The sequence below is a fragment of the Ligilactobacillus cholophilus genome, from assembly GCF_030389495.1.
Lineage (GTDB): Bacteria > Bacillota > Bacilli > Lactobacillales > Lactobacillaceae > Ligilactobacillus > Ligilactobacillus cholophilus.
Genome location: NZ_CP127832.1, coordinates 1346541 through 1363294 on the forward strand (window position 1 = coordinate 1346541; position 16754 = coordinate 1363294).

General features: G+C 32.6%; 12 protein-coding genes. 5 read left to right on the plus strand and 7 right to left on the minus strand.

The window, feature by feature from the left end; translation table 11 throughout:
* Positions 1 to 4 precede the first annotated feature (4 nt).
* The 7 genes from gyrA to dnaA all read right to left on the minus strand — a co-directional run bounded on the left by gyrA (position 5) and on the right by dnaA (position 10436).
* On the minus strand, positions 5 to 2593 hold the full coding sequence (gyrA, locus tag QPK35_RS07005; protein WP_290033238.1) for a DNA gyrase subunit A: 2589 nt from the start codon (positions 2591 to 2593) through the stop codon (positions 5 to 7).
* Between the two features lie 56 nt (positions 2594 to 2649).
* Entirely contained in the window at positions 2650 to 4608 is a 1959-nt protein-coding gene (gene gyrB, locus QPK35_RS07010; RefSeq protein ID WP_290033239.1) for a DNA topoisomerase (ATP-hydrolyzing) subunit B, read from the minus strand.
* Positions 4609 to 4622: 14 nt separating this feature from the next.
* Positions 4623 to 5789, minus strand: coding sequence for a DNA replication/repair protein RecF (gene recF / locus QPK35_RS07015; RefSeq protein WP_290033240.1), 1167 nt, complete (start codon positions 5787 to 5789; stop codon positions 4623 to 4625).
* A complete protein-coding gene (gene yaaA / locus QPK35_RS07020; RefSeq protein ID WP_290033241.1) occupies positions 5789 to 6010 on the minus strand; it encodes a S4 domain-containing protein YaaA in 222 nt (73 codons plus the stop codon). The genes recF and yaaA overlap by 1 nt, the downstream gene beginning before the upstream one ends.
* Before the next feature lie 227 nt (positions 6011 to 6237).
* Entirely contained in the window at positions 6238 to 7605 is a 1368-nt protein-coding gene (locus tag QPK35_RS07025; RefSeq protein ID WP_290033242.1) for a sugar porter family MFS transporter, read from the minus strand.
* A gap of 159 nt (positions 7606 to 7764) precedes the next feature.
* The gene (gene dnaN, locus QPK35_RS07030; protein WP_290033243.1) at positions 7765 to 8904 is read right to left on the minus strand and encodes a DNA polymerase III subunit beta; all 1140 of its coding nucleotides are present in this window, start codon (positions 8902 to 8904) and stop codon (positions 7765 to 7767) included.
* 164 nt (positions 8905 to 9068) lie between these two features.
* Positions 9069 to 10436, minus strand: a complete 1368-nt coding sequence (dnaA, locus tag QPK35_RS07035; RefSeq protein ID WP_290033244.1) for a chromosomal replication initiator protein DnaA — start codon at positions 10434 to 10436, stop codon at positions 9069 to 9071.
* A gap of 540 nt (positions 10437 to 10976) precedes the next feature.
* Between dnaA and rpmH the strand changes: the two genes are divergently transcribed.
* The 5 genes from rpmH to QPK35_RS07060 all read left to right on the plus strand — a co-directional run bounded on the left by rpmH (position 10977) and on the right by QPK35_RS07060 (position 16430).
* Positions 10977 to 11111, plus strand: coding sequence for a 50S ribosomal protein L34 (gene rpmH / locus QPK35_RS07040; RefSeq protein WP_057827207.1), 135 nt, complete (start codon positions 10977 to 10979; stop codon positions 11109 to 11111).
* Between the two features lie 65 nt (positions 11112 to 11176).
* Positions 11177 to 11551, plus strand: coding sequence for a ribonuclease P protein component (gene rnpA / locus QPK35_RS07045; protein WP_290033245.1), 375 nt, complete (start codon positions 11177 to 11179; stop codon positions 11549 to 11551).
* Positions 11551 to 12396, plus strand: a complete 846-nt coding sequence (gene yidC / locus QPK35_RS07050) for a membrane protein insertase YidC (RefSeq protein ID WP_290033246.1) — start codon at positions 11551 to 11553, stop codon at positions 12394 to 12396. Before rnpA ends, yidC begins: the two co-directional genes overlap by 1 nt.
* 305 nt (positions 12397 to 12701) lie before the next feature.
* A complete protein-coding gene (locus QPK35_RS07055; RefSeq protein WP_290033247.1) occupies positions 12702 to 13889 on the plus strand; it encodes an acetate/propionate family kinase in 1188 nt (395 codons plus the stop codon).
* Between the two features lie 171 nt (positions 13890 to 14060).
* Positions 14061 to 16430 (plus strand): phosphoketolase family protein, encoded by a 2370-nt coding sequence (locus tag QPK35_RS07060; protein WP_290033248.1) that lies wholly within the window; start codon positions 14061 to 14063, stop codon positions 16428 to 16430.
* Positions 16431 to 16754: the final 324 nt, after the last annotated feature.

The window sequence follows — 16754 nt, forward strand, 5'->3', positions numbered from 1 at the left end:
ACGCCTATTTTTCAGGATGTTCTTCATTGTAATTTATTTCACAATCTGCTAAATCTTGAACGCCCTTTTTCAATAAATCATTATCATCAGTTGTTATTTCTGCTGCTTGATCTACATTTTCTTCATCATTTTCGAGCTCTTGTTCTTTAGGATCATCTTCAGGATCTACTTTAGCAATTGTTGAAACAGTTGCGTCATCTTCTAGGTTAATTAAATGAACCCCTAATGTTGCACGGCCTGTTTCAGAAACATCTGCAACATTAAATCGAATTAAGACACCTTTATTGGTAATTACCATAATATCTTCTTCGCCATGAACAATTGTTAATCCAGCTAATGGACCATTCTTAGCAGTAATATTTGATGTTTTAATTCCTTTACCACCACGTCCCTTAATTGGATATTCTGTTGCAGGAGTCCGTTTACCATAACCTTTTTCAGAAATTACAAAAACATCGCTGTCTTTATCCAAAATATCTGATCCAATTACATAGTCATTTTCACGTAATCTAATTCCACGTACACCCGCTGCTGAACGTCCCATAGAACGAACGCTTTCTTCCTTGAAAGAAACCGCATATCCTAAATGAGTTCCAATGATTATATTTTGTTGTCCATCTGTTAATGAAACATTAATTAATTCATCATTATCATGAAGATTAATAGCCTTTAAACCATTTTTACGGATATTACTAAAATCTTCCACTGGGGTCCGCTTAACAGTTCCCATTTTTGTAGTAAAGAACAAATATTGTGCTGTTTGTTCTTCATCGTCATCATGTGGAATATTGACTACCGTAGCAATTTTTTCTCCTGCATCAATATTTAGCAAATTAATTACCGGAATTCCCTTGGCAGAGCGTCCGTATTCAGGAATTTCATATCCCTTCATACTGTACACTTTACCTAAATTAGTGAAGAATAATAACTCATCATGAGTTGAAGTTGTAATTAATTGTTCAATAAAGTCATCATCATGGACACCCATTCCTTGAACTCCACGACCACCACGGCGTTGTGCTTTAAAGTCACTAGTTGGTAGTCGTTTAATATATCCATTATGAGTTAAAGTGATTACAACAGATTCTTCTTCAATTAAATCTTCATCCTCAATACTTGTAACTTCTCCAACCATTAATTCTGTGCGACGTTCATCACCATATTTTGATTGAATATCAAGTAATTCTTGATAAATAATTTCATTGATACGTTCACGACTAGCAAGAATATCTTCATAATCAGCAATTGCTTTCATTGTCTTTTCATAATCGGCTTCAACTTTACTTCGTTCCAAACCGGTTAATCTTACTAACCGCATATCTAAAATTGCTTGTGCTTGTTTGTCACTTAAATCAAATTCATTCATTAAGCGATCTTTAGCAACATCTCCACTTTCAGAATTACGGATAATATCAATAATTGCTTGAATATGATCTAGCGCAATTCTTAATCCCGCTAAAATATGAGCACGTGCTTTAGCTTTCTTTAAGTCAAATGCTGTTCTTCTACGAATTACTTCTACTTGGTGTTTTAAATAATATTGTAGAATTTGCTTAAGACTTAAAATTTTAGGAGTACCATCAACAATTGCTAGCATATTGAATCCAAATGATGTTTGCATCAATGTCATCTTGTATAAATTATTCAATACCACAGATGCACTAACATCGCGTCGAATATCAATTGTAATTCTCATTCCATCACGGTCAGATTCATCATGAATTGCAGTGATTCCATCAATTTCCTTTTCTCGTGCTAATTCAGAAATTCGTTCAATTAAACGTGCCTTATTAACCATGTATGGCAATTCATGGACAATAATTTGTTGTCTACCATTCTTTTGTTCTTCAATATCAACTTTTGCACGTAAAATCACTATTCCTTTTCCAGTTTCATATGCTTTTCTAATTCCTGATTTTCCTATTACAATTCCACCAGTAGGGAAATCTGGTCCTGGAATTGCTTCCATTAATTCAGCTGTTGTAGCATCAGGATTATCCATTAAGATATGAATAGCTGAAATTACTTCTGATAAGTTATGAGGTGGAATATTAGTTGTCATTCCGACTGCAATTCCTGTTGCTCCATTAACTAATAAATTAGGGAAACGTGCTGGTAATACTTTAGGTTCACGTTCTGTACCATCATAGTTAGGTTGAAAATCAATAGTGTCTTTATTAATATCACGTAGCATTTCCGTTGCAATTTTTGACATTCTTGCTTCGGTATAACGCATAGCAGCAGCTCCGTCACCATCAACAGAACCAAAGTTTCCGTGACCATCAACTAATAAGTAACGATAACTAAAATCTTGAGCCATTCGTACCATTGATTCATAAATTGCTGAGTCACCATGAGGGTGAAACTTCCCCATTACTTCCCCAACAATTCTGGCTGATTTCTTATATGGCTTTTCTGGAGTGACTCCTAATTCGCTCATTCCATATAAAATCCGTCGGTGAACTGGTTTTAAACCATCCCGTACGTCAGGCAAAGCACGTGCTACCAAAACACTCATTGCATAATCTAAGAATGATGTTTGCATGACGTTTGAAAGATCCACATCTTTAATTCGATTTGGTAAATCTACCACTGTAGGAACCTCCTTCTAAAATTTCCCGAACAATATAAATATGCAATACTTTTTAATTAAACATCTAAGTTATCAACAAATGTTGCATTTTCTTCAATAAATTGACGTCTTGGGCCTACTTGGTTACCCATTAACATTTCAAAAACGTTATTAGCTTCTTCTGCGTCTGATAATTTAACACGCAATAAACGTCTCTTTTCTGGATCCATAGTTGTTTCCCAGAGTTGTTCTGCATCCATTTCACCAAGCCCTTTGTATCGTTGAATAACTGGCTTAGGTGATGCTGGTAATTGTGATAATACTTCGTCTAATTCTTCATCTGAATCGATATAACGCATCATTTTACCTTGACGCACTTGATACAAAGGTGGCTGTGCAATGTAAACATAGCCCTTTTCAATCATTGGACGCATGAAACGATAAAAGAGTGTTAATAGCAATGTTCGAATATGAGCCCCATCGACATCCGCATCAGTCATAATGATTAATTTATGATAATTTGCTTTTTCAACGTTAAAATCATCACCAAATCCTGTACCTAATGCTGTAAACAATGAACGAATTTCTTCATTGGCTAAAATTCGATCTAAACTAGCTTTTTCAACATTCAAAATTTTCCCACGAATTGGCAAAATAGCTTGAGTTAATCGAGAACGACCTTGTTTTGCTGAACCACCAGCTGAATCCCCCTCGACAATAAACAATTCTGAAATTTCAGGATCTTTACTTGTATTATCTGCTAATTTTCCTGGTAAATTAGAAATTTCTAGTCCATTTTTCTTCCGTGTAACTTCACGTGCACGTTTAGCTGCTACACGTGCTTTAGATGCTAAAATTCCCTTATTAACAATTTCTTTAGCAACTGTTGGGTTTTCCATCATAAATTTACTGAAAACTTCACTAAAAATCTTATCAGTTGCTGCTCGAGCATCAGAATTTCCTAATTTTGTTTTTGTTTGTCCTTCAAATTGTGGGTTAGGGTGCTTAACTGAAATAACTGCTGTTAGTCCTTCACGTACATCCTCACCTGATAAATTAGGATCATTATCTTTTAATAAGTTTGTCTTACGTGCATAATCATTGATTACACGAGTCAAAGCTGTCTTAAATCCTGATTCGTGAGTTCCACCTTCATAAGTATGAATATTATTAGTAAAAGTTAATAAGTTAGAGTGGAAATCGTTTGTATATTGTAAAGCGACTTCAACTGTAATTCCTTTTTGAACGCCTTCTACATAAATTGGATCTGGGAAAATAACTTCTTTCCCCTTATTAAGATACTCAACATAGTGTTTAATTCCGCCAATATAGTGGAACTCTTCATGTGTTGGTTCTTCAGGACGCAAATCATCGATTGTAATTTTCAATCCTTTGTTTAAGAATGCTAATTCACGAATACGTGTAGTCAAAGTCTTAATATTATATACTGTCGTTTCAGTAAATACATCGGGATCTGGCACAAAGTGAACTGTTGTCCCATGTTCATGGATTCCAGTTTGTCCCACTACATGCATTGAAGTATTAACTTTACCTAATTTAAAGTCCATTCCATAAATATTAGGATCACCTTCACGCGTTACCCGAACATCTAATGAAGTAGATAAAGCATTAACAACTGATGCACCTACCCCATGAAGTCCACCAGAAACCTTATATCCGCCACCGCCGAATTTACCACCAGCATGAAGAACAGTAAATACCGTTTCTAAGGCTGGACGACCAGTCTTTTTTTGAATATCAACAGGGATTCCCCGTCCATTATCTTTAACTGTAATACTATTATCCTTTTCGACAGTAACATTAATTTCAGTTGCAAATCCTGCTAGAGCTTCGTCAATCCCATTATCGATAATTTCCCATACTAAGTGGTGTAGACCTTGTTCGCTGGTAGAACCAATATACATTCCGGGACGTTTACGAACAGCTTCAAGTCCTTCTAAAACTTGAATTTGACTAGCATCATACTCTTTGGCTTTTTCTTCTTTTTCTTCTTGCAATTGCTTATCGTCTGCCATTATTCCACTCCTAACTAGTGAGTTTTCTTTTGTTTCGTTGGGTAAAATACCTGTGTTCTCAATGATGAATCAGTTGTTACTTTACCTTTACTAATATAAAAAATCTTGGGTTCCTTAATTAAATTACGTGCTACATCGCTTAACGCTGGAGTTGTTAAAAATGTTTGCACTTTATCTTGAATTGTCTTTAATAAATGAGTCTGTCTAGCTCCATCTAATTCAGATAAAACATCATCTAATAATAAAATTGGATATTCATTAGTCTGACTTTTCATTAAATCAATTTCAGCTAACTTTACTGAAAGAGCCGTAGTTCGCTGTTGCCCTTGTGATCCATATACTTGAACATTCTTATCGTTTACAAGAAACTTTACATCATCTCGATGTGGACCATAAAGAGTAGTTCCTTGAAAAATTTCTTTTTGTTGATTTTTTTCATACAGATTCATTAAACTCTGACTAATTTCCAATTCAGTTAATGAGACAACATTTTTAACAACACATTCATACTTAAACGTTAAATTTTCATTACCTTGAGTAATTCCTGCATGTAATTTTTGTGCATACTTCTCAAGCTCTGTTAAAAAATTTATTCGTTGACTAATAATTGAACCGCCTACTGCTGCAAGTTGTTCAGATAAAACTTCTAAATATAACTTATCACTAGCTTCTTTAACTTGAAGTTGTTTAAGATATCGATTTCGCTGTTTTAAAATACTTCGATATTGCGTTAAATCATGTAAATATTTAGGCGAAATTTGGCCAAATTCCATATCAATAAATCTACGCCTTACAGTTGGTGAACCCTTCACTAAAGCTAAATCTTCAGGAGCAAATAAAATCACATTCATTTGTCCTAAATATTCTGATAACCGGGCTTTTTCTATATGGTTAGCTTTAGCTTTTTTTCCGTTTTTTCCAATATCAAGTTCTAATTTCAAGGGGCCTAAATTGCGTTGAATAGTTCCTGAAACTTGGGCTGCATCCTTTGAAAATTCAATCAATTCTTTATCATTACTTGTACGATGACTTCGAGTCATTGCTAAAACATAAATTGATTCTAATAAGTTAGTTTTACCTTGAGCATTTTCGCCAATCAAAACATTTGTTGATGGTGAAAAATCAATTGATTGATTATCGTAATTACGAAAATGATGCAGTTGTAAATTCTTTAAATACATTAGTTTTCACTACTTCTCATGACGTAGGTCTTACCATTTGGCAACTTCACCTTGTCGTCTGGATATAACTTACGTCCTCGACGATTATCTAATTCATCATTAACGTAAATTTCATGCTCACTTAAATACCATTTAGCTTCGCCACCAGATGAAACTACGTCAACAATTTTCAATAATTGTCCTAAAGTAATGTAAGGTGTTTTCAAAACTACTTCTTGCATTTGGCAAACCTCCTTAAAATCAGACTTTTTACTATACAATTATACCCTTTTTTTTAGATAAAAACAATTTTAGGGCGGATATTTCGCGTTTTAAGCTAATTTAATATATTCTAATGTGTTTAGCTTAATTATGCTTAAATTCGCTTAAAATAGAAAATTTGAATAACACTAAAACATATTAACTAAAAAAAGTGCACCTAAAATTAAAAGATGCACTTTTTTAGTTTTTATTCTTTTACATATTTCTTTTCAATTTCTTCAAGCGTTCTGCCCTTTGTTTCTGGTACTTTAAAAATAATAAAGGCTACTGCCATCAAACAAATTACTCCAAAAATAGCAAAAACTGTTTCTTGTGACATTGATGCAGTCATAATTGGGAACAATAATCCAACTAAGAAGGCACCTACCCAGTTAAATGAAGAAGCAGTTCCACTAGCCTTACCACGAATAGCAAGTGGGAAAATTTCACCAACAATAACCCATGTTAATGGAGCCCATGTAAACCCATAGAAACCAACATAAATACATAAGAAGAAGATAGTAATCAATGGATTAACATGAGTAAACAATGTATTAATCACTGCAGGCAAGATGAAAGATAATCCCATTCCAGTCCCACCTAAAATTAATAAGGTGCGACGCTTAAATTTATCTGCAATTGCTAAGAATAGGAAAGATGCTAATAATAAAATAGCACCTTCAATTACTGGCCACATCAAATTTGATGATGCTGCATGTCCTGTAGCTTTAGCAACAATTAATGGGATATAGTAGAAAATTGCATTTACTCCCATAAATTGTTGGAATGCGGCTACGCCAACTCCGGCAATTACTAAATAACGATATTTTCCTGTAAACATTTTAATTAACTTAGTTTGATTTGTAGTTTGGTCTTCAGCTTTTTTAATATTTTGAATTGCTTTGATTTCATTTTCAATTTGATCTTTAGGTTGAACCAAAGAAATTACTTCACGTGCTTCGTCAATTCGATTATGGTTGATCAAGAAACGTGGTGATCCTGGTAATCTTAAACTTCCTATGAAAAGAATTAAAGCAGGAACTGCAGCAACTCCTAGCATCGTTCTCCAAGCAAATGATGCTGGTAGATATTGCAAGAAATAATCAACAACATAAGATAATAGTGTCCCTAAGGCAATCATTGTAAAATTAATTCCAGATAATCTGCCTCGTGATTTAGCAGGAGTCATTTCTGACATATAGTTTGGAACTGTAGCAGAAATTGCACCAACCGATAACCCTAGAAATACACGAACAAGCGTTAAATATATATATCCATTATTTGGTGCAATAGCCGATAATAATGAACCGATAATAAAAATTAATGCAGATAATGACAACATCCTCTTCCGCCCAATTTTATCTGATAAATGACCAGCCATCATTCCACCAAAAATTGCACCAAACATTAGTGAGGAAGTAATACAACCTTCCCAAAAGGCTGAATGCATATTCCAATCAATTTGCAAAAATGGTAATGCACCAGTCATTACTCCAATATCATAACCAAAAAGAATTCCACCAAATGATCCAAAAAAATAAATGTACTTTTTAGATACTTTTTTTACTTCTTTCACTAAAACATCCCTACCCTTTAATAAATATATTTTACACAATATATTATCATAAAAAATTTTAAAAACGCTAGTCTAATTTTAAATTATCTGGTATTTTTTGTCATTTATTTATCACTAAAAAAGACTGCATCTAGTATGCAGTCTTTTTATTAATATTTATTAAAATGTTCTAACTGGTGTAATTAATTGGATAAATTCTTCACTATCTTCGGTTGGCATTAATGTAAATGGTCTTAGTGGTAATGTTAGATCCATCTTTACTTCAGCTTGTCCAAGAGCTTGTAGTGCTGCTTTCATATAATCTGGATTAAATGAAATTTCAATGTCATTTCCACTTAATTTATCAAATTGAAGTTCTTCTTCAATATTCCCAACTTCAGGAGAATTACTTGATAAAGTTGCATTTTGTGTTTCAACATTCAAACTTAATTTAACTACATTGTTGTGACCTTCATGTGAAAGTAATGAAGCACGTTCAATTGCACGTAAAAATGTTACAGCATTAAATTCAATTGTTGTTTCTGAGCTTTGAGGAATGAGTCGATCTGTATCTGGATACATTCCTTCTAATAGTCTTGAATAGAAAGCTGTGCCATTGAATGTAAATAGAATTTGATTTTCTGCAATTTGAATTTCTAAATCATCAGTTTCATCACCAATCATTCTTGATAATTCAATTAATGATTTTCCAGGAACAATAATATCGTAATTAATTTCTTCAGCACCAGTTAATTTTACTTTACGTTGACTTAAACGATGAGAATCAGTAGCAACTGCATGTAATTCTCCGTTACTAATAACTAAATGAACCCCTGTTAATAAAGGACGACTTTCTTGATTTGAAACAGCGATTACAGTTTGATTAATAATTTGTTTAAATAAGTCAGCTGAAATTTTTAAATGTTCATTAGAGTCAATTTCAGGTAAATGAGGATAGTTATTTGAATCAACTCCATTAACTTGATATTCAGTTTGACCTGAAGTAATTGTTGCTTGGAAACGATCATTTACTTCTAATGTAAATGTATCTTCTGGTAATTTTTTTACAATTTCACTAAAGAATCGTGCAGGTAAAACAATTGCACCTGGTTCATCAATGATTAGATTATAGTCAACATCGTCAACTTTAATTTCATTTTCAATTGAAATATCAGAATCACTACCAGTTAAAGTTAAAACTTTATCTGTTAAATCAATTTTAATACCTGTTAAAATTTCGATTGCTGTTTTTGAAGAAATTGCTCGTTGTACATCATTTAATTTTTTAATGAATGGATTACGTTTAATGGTAAATTTCATAATATAAGTTGCTCCTTAATTAATATATATAAGTAATTTATTATATTAGTAGTATTAGGTGCTGTTGATTCTGTGGAAAACTTTTAAAAAGCTTGAGTATGTAAGATTTAGTCTGTGTATAACTTGTGGATAATTTTCAACAACTGTCCACTTTTATTCACAAGCTAGACTTGAAGTTCATCTTTTAATTCTTTTATTTCTCTTTGTAAATCTTTATTTTTTAAGAGATCAGTTTCTATTTTTTCATGAGCATGAATAACAGTAGTATGATCTTTGCCACCGAATTCTTTACCAATAGCAGGTAATGAGGCATTCGTTAGTTCACGACTTAAATACATTGCAATTTGACGTGGATGAACAATTTCTTTTACTCGTTTTTTACCTTTTAGTTCAGTTACAGTTACATTAAAGTATTTTGCAACTTTATTTTGAATTAACGAAATTGTAACTTCTTTATTACCCTTTTGATCAATCAATCCTTGTAAAGCATCAGCTACCATACTTGTGGTGATTGGACCATTCGTCATCGAAGTAACAATTTGAATTCGTTTTAAAGCACCTTCCAAATCACGTACACTACTATCAAAATGACCTGAAATGTAATTTAAAGCTTCATTTGGTAAATCTAAGCCAAGTGATTGAGATTTTTCACGTAAAATTGCAATTCGAGTTTCAAAATCAGGTGGTGTAATATCAACAGCCAAACCCATCTTAAAGCGAGTAACTAAACGTTCTTGTAAATTTTTAATTTCATTCGGCAAACGATCAGCAGTTAAAACGATTTGTTTGTTATTTTGAAAAAGTGTTTCGAATGTATTAAAAAATTCCTCTTGTGTTCCTAATTTATCTGCCAAAAATTGAATATCATCAACTAAAAGCAAATCAACATTACGATACTCATCTCTAAATTCAATTTGATTATTTGAACGAATTGAATTGATATAGTCATTCATAAAAGCTTCACTAGATACGTATTTAATTTTATTAGCTTGATTACGTGTTAGAATTTCATTCCCAATTGCTTGCATTAGGTGAGTTTTCCCTAATCCAGCGCCTCCGTAAATAAATAAAGGATTATAAATTTTCCCTGGATTTTCTGAAACTGCTAAAGCAGCAGCATGCGCCATTTTATTTCCATTACCAACGACGAATTTTTCGAACGTATAGTCGGGATTCAATTGATTATTGTGAATAAAATTTGTATCTTGCTTGACAGATGATGAAAGTTCTTTTTCTAGATCATTAGCTAATGGTTGTTGAACTTCTGAAGGAGTGGTTTCATCATCTGAATGAACGGTAATTTTGATTCTTTTGCCGATAGCAGGTTCAAGTAAATCAATAATTTCATTACAGATATAGCGATTCCAATAATCTTTAATTAACTTGAATGGAACATTAATAATTAAAGTATCATTTGAAAATTTGATAGGTTTAGCAGGCTTAATCCATGTATTATATGAAATTGGCGCATAGGATTGTTGCAAACCATCTGAGATTATTTTCCATAATGATTCAAGTTCTGGATCCTGCACTAAATAGTCCTCCTTTATAAAAATTATACGTACATTGTAGCATTAAAAAAGCAAGTTTTCCACAACTGTGCAAAAACATTTTTAGAGGAATCACACATGTTATTTTAGATATCCACAGGGTAATAAAAAGTGTGGATATCTCACTTTGATTATCTGTTTATCCACAATTCGATGTAAAAAATCCTTATTGCTATATCAATGTTTATATATGTTTTCCACAGATTTAACAAAAAATCACAGTTTTAGAATTAACACCATGTTATTTGTGGATATCTATGTAAAAAAAGCTGTGATTAGCTTTAAACTTTATTCACAAAGAAATTTTTAAATTGCAGATAAATTTCTTAAAAATGTGGATAAAAATAATGATAAACGTAATAAAATCCTAAGTTTTTTGTTGCTTTAAAAATAAAAAATTTCTTTTCATATGAGTTGTTCTATGTTAAACTTACTAAAGTAAGTCTGTTTTGACTTGATAAAAAGATGAAAAAACACTTAATTTAAGTTTTTGAATCGCTGATCTATAAGGAGGTGTAATTCATGAAAAGAACTTACCAACCTAAGAAACGTCACCGTCAACGCGTACACGGATTCCGTAAGCGTATGAGTACAAAGAACGGTCGCAATGTGTTAGCACGTAGACGCCGTAAAGGTAGAAAAGTATTGTCTGCATAGATCACTGGACCGTCAGTGGTCTTTTTTCTTATCTAGAAAATTGATAAGACATTAGGAGATTGACAATGAGAAAATCATACCGCGTCAAAAAAGAAGCAGAATTCCAAAAAGTTTTTACTCAAGGGAAATCGGTAGCTAATCGCCAATTTGTAGTCTATATGCTTGAAAAACCAAATCAGGTTCATTTCAGAGTAGGGATTTCAGTAGGTAAGAAAGTTGGGAACGCGGTTGCTCGAAATTGGGTCAAGCGTAGAATTCGCCAAACTTTAACTGATTTGAAACCACAGTTAAAACAAGATTGTGATTTCTTAGTGATAGCTCGACCTACAGTAGCATGGATGTCAACACATGATGTAAAAAAACATTTAAGTCATGCGTTACGGTTAGCGAAAGTATTGCCGGTAAAAACTGAATCGAAAAGTGAGGAATTGCATAACTAATGAAACGACGTAAAAAAAGAAATTTTGCGATTCTTGGAACATTATCTTTGGCCGTATTACTTGCAGGATGTACAAGTAATGCACCAATTACTTCTCATAGTACAGGTATTTGGGATCATTACATTATTTGGAATTTTGTGCGTGCCATTCAATGGCTAAGTAATGTATTCGGTCATAATTATGGCTGGGGAATCGTGGTCTTTACAATTATTATTAGAATTATTATCTTGCCTTTGATGTTCTATCAAATGAAGAGTACCCGTAAGACACAGGAAATTCAACCAAAATTGATGGAATTACAAAAGAAATATCCAGGCAAGGATCCAGAATCAATGCAAAAGTTAAGCGAAGAGCAACAAAAACTTTATGCTGAAGCTGGAATTAATCCAATTGCCGGATGTTTACCTATGTTAATTCAAATGCCAATTTTGATTGCTTTGTATCAAGCAATCTGGCGTTCACCAATTTTGAAGAATGGTGATTTCTTATGGATGCACTTAGGTGATAAAGATCCATATTACATTATGCCAATCTTGGCTGCATTATTTACATTTGCAACATCTAAGTTAACAATGATGAGTCAGCCTGAAGGTACTAATAATATGATGAGTAATATGATGCTTTATTTCATGCCAATTATGACAGGATTTATTGCAATCAACTTACCATCTGCCTTAGCACTTTATTGGGTGGTAACAAATGCCTTTTCAGTAGGGCAAACATTATTGTTACAAAATCCATTTAAGATTCGTCGCGAACGTGAAGAAAAAGCAGCAGCTGAAAAAGCTCACCAAAAACGTTTAGAAAAAGCTAAGCGTAAAGCATATAAGAGCAAGAGAAAATAGTTGCAAAGCTTATAACAGCAACATCGTAAGTGCGGTGTTGCTGTTTTTTTATAGTAATTATAAGAAAAAACTAAATTCAAAAAACGATAAATTAATTTAACGTCAAAGTAAAAAAATTACCTAATGTTTATTAAACAATAATTTAGATATATTATATAAAAAATTATACTTTATTTTAATAAATTAATATTTTGAATTAATTCGTAAATCGAATATTTTTTGTTAAAAAAGCTTGATTTTACTTGCTTTTTTGCCATTAAAAGTGGTATTTTCATTATAGATTTTTTTATAAGGGAGAAAGTCTATTGGAAAAAACATTAGTTATTAATTCAGGTAGTTCTACATTAAAATTTAAATTATATGAAATGCCTGAAGAAAAAGAAATTGCAAAAGGTTTATTGGAACGTATTGGTTTTGATGGTTCAAAGATCAAGATCAAGTATGGTAATGGCGAAACATATACTGAAGAAAAGCCATTGAATAATCATGGTGAAGCAATTCAGGAAATGTTGAAATTACTAAAGAAATTAAATATTGTCAGCGACTTTAATGAAATTACAGGTGTTGGACACCGTGTAGTTGCTGGAGGAGAATATTTTAATCAATCAGTTGTAGTTGATGATGATGTAATTCAAAAAATTGACGAATTAGCTGATTTTGCTCCATTACACAATCCTAATAATTTAATTGGGATCAAGGAGTTTAAGAAACTGTTACCAAATGCAACTTCTGTAGCTGTGTTTGATACTGCTTTTCATCAAACTTTACCAGAAGAAAATTACATGTACAGTACACCATATGAATGGTATGAAGATTATGGTGTAAGACGTTATGGTTATCATTGTACAAGTCATCAATATGTTGCTTTACAAGCTGCTAAGTATATGGGGAAACCTTTAGAAGATTTAAAATTAATTACTTGTCACTTAGGAGCCGGTTCTTCAATGTGTGCAATTAAGGATGGAAAATCATTTGATACATCAATGGGATTCACACCATTGACAGGAATTACAATGGGAACACGTTCTGGAGATGTTGATTTTTCATTAGTAGCTTATGTCATGAAGAAAATGGGAACAACAGATATTGATTCAATTTTAGATACATTAAATAAAAAATCAGGTCTTTTAGGCGTTTCAGGTCGTTCATTAGATATGCGTGATTTGCAAGCAGCTGAAAAAGATGGCGATCAACGTTCTCATTTAGCAATAAAATTATTCGTAAAGAATATTGTCCGTTATGTTGGTCAATATTATGCTGAAATGGGTGGTTTAGACGGTATCGTCTTTACTGCAGGAATCGGTGAAAACGAAGGTGCAATTCGCAAACGAATTATTGATCGCTTATCATTTATGGGAATGGCAATTGATGATGAAAAGAATAATGCAAATGTAGATGGCATTATTTCTACTGAAGATTCAAAAATCAAAGTCCTTCGGATTCCAACTGATGAAGAATTAGTTATTGCTCGTGATGTTGAACGTTTAAAATAATTAAATAGTAATTTTTGGTAAGTAAAGACTATGGTTTTATCATAGCCTTTATTTTTGCTTTTTTAATTGGTTCGTACCATAAAAAATAAAGGTTGACCCACAAATCGAATGAAGGTATGCTTATAGCATAGTGAGATGAAAATGTTTTCAAACTTTAGGGAGGAATTAGTAATGAAACAAGATTACTCATCAACAGAATATTTAGATAAATTGGATGCATATTGGCGTGCAGCGAATTACATATCAATTGGACAATTATATTTAAAAGATAATCCGCTTTTAAGAAGGGAATTGAAAGCAAGTGATGTAAAAGCTCGACCAATTGGTCACTGGGGAACAATTCCAGGACAAAACTTTATTTATGCACATTTAAATCGTGCAATTACAAAGTATGATTTAAATATGTTTTATGTTGAAGGTCCTGGACATGGTGGTCAGGTAATGGTTTCAAATTCATATTTAGATGGAAGCTATTCAGAAATTTATCCTGAAGTTAGTCAGGATGAAAGGGGAATGAAGAAATTATTTAAAAAGTTTTCATTTCCTGGAGGAGTTGCTTCACATGCTGCTCCTGAAACGCCTGGATCAATTCATGAAGGTGGAGAATTAGGCTACTCTATTTCACATGCAACAGGTGCAATATTAGATAATCCAGACCTCATTGCTGCAGTAGTAGTGGGAGATGGCGAAGCTGAAACAGGACCACTTGCAACTTCATGGCAATCAAATAAGTTTATTAATCCAATTAAAGATGGTGCTGTTTTACCAATTTTAAACTTAAATGGTTATAAAATCTCTAATCCAACAATATTATCACGTGAAAGTGATGAAAACTTGAAAAAATACTTTGAAGGAATGGATTGGAAACCATATTTTGTTGAAGGTAACGATCCTAAAAAATTGCATAAGCAAATGAGTAAGGTAATGGATGAAGCCATTGAAGATATTAAGAAAATTCAAAAGAATGCACGTGAAAATAATGATTCATCATTACCACAATGGCCAATGATTATTTTACGGACGCCAAAGGGTTGGACAGGTCCTAAAGAATGGGATGGAAAGCCAATTGAAGGTTCATTCAGAGCACACCAGGTTCCATTACCAGTTGATGCTGATCATATGGAACATGCAGATGCATTAACGCAATGGCTTAAAAGCTATAAACCAGAAGAATTATTTGATGAAAATGGTAAATTAAGAGCTGAAATTGCTGAAATTGTGCCTAAGGGAAATCAACGAATGGCAGTAAATGAGAATACAAATCCAGGTAAATTAATTCATGATTTGATTTTACCTGATTTTAGAAACTATGCAGTTGATACAAGTAAACATGGCGGCATAATGGCTCAAGATAATCGCATTTTAGGGACATATTTAAAAGATGTTATTGAAATGAATGAAAAAAATCATAATTTTAGAATGTTTGGACCAGATGAAGTTATGTCTGATCGGTTTGCTCCTATTTTTGAAGCCACTGAGCGACAATGGATAGAACCAATTAATAAACCATATGATGAGTTTGTAGCTCCATCTGGTCGAGTAATTGATTCTCAGTTATCTGAACATCAAGCAGAAGGATTTTTAGAAGGTTATGTTTTAACTGGACGTCATGGATTTTTCCAAAGTTATGAAGCTTTCTTGCGTGTAGTTGATTCAATGCTTACACAACACTTTAAGTGGATTAGAAAGGCTAAAGAACAACCGTGGAGAACATCAATACCATCTTTAAATATTATGGCAACTTCGACTGTATTCCAACAAGATCATAATGGATATACGCATCAAGATCCTGGTATTTTAGGACTATTAGCAGATAAAAAGCCAGAATACATTCGAGAATATTTACCTGCAGATGCTAACTGTTTATTAGCTGTTTTTGATAAGATATTGAATGATCGTGACAAGATTAATTATGTAGTTTCATCTAAGCACCCACGGCAACAATTCTACTCTCCAGCAGAGGCTAAGGAATTAGTTGATAAAGGATTGAAGATAATTGATTGGGCTTCAACAGATAATGATGGTGAACCAGATATTGTTTTTGCTGCAGCTGGAACAGAACCAAACTTAGAAAGTTTAGCAGCAATTTCAATTTTACATGAAAAGTTACCTGAATTGAAAATTCGTTTTATTAATGTAATTGATTTATTAAAACTTGAAAGTCCATCACGAAATTCACGTGGACTTTCAGATGAAGAATTTGATATGTACTTTACAAAAGACAAACCTATAATCTTTGCATTCCATGGATTTGAAGGTTTGTTGCGCGATATTTTCTTTGATCGTCATAATCATAATGTAGATTTTCATGGATATCGTGAAAATGGTGATATTACAACGCCATTTGATATGCGCGTTGTAAATCAATTAGATCGTTTTGATTTGGTCAAGGCAGCAGTGTCAAGTTTAGACAATCCTGCTCAATATGGTTCGATTGTAGCTGAAATGGATGCTGAAATTGCTAAACATAATCAATATATCCGTGATACAGGACGAGATCTTCCAGAAGTGAATGAATGGCAATGGAAACCAATTAAATAATAAATTATTAATTCGGGAAGTAAAAGTGTTGATTCAGGAAATTTTAGATTAAACATTTTGAGATAATGTTAGAATCTAAGTGAACATAGAGAGGTTAATCCCTATGCGAATAAATGCTTTGTTATAAAATTATAATGATTTTTAATTTCATTTACTCAGTAACTTATATTGTACAAATTATTAAGCTAATAGATGCATGCTTGTTATGTATTATTACTTTCTTTAAATAAATCGATGATCAAATCATCATAAAAAATAGTATCCTCTCCCAACCGATACTTAAAAATTAAAAATCTGCTGCATTATAATTTTATAATTTAGTTT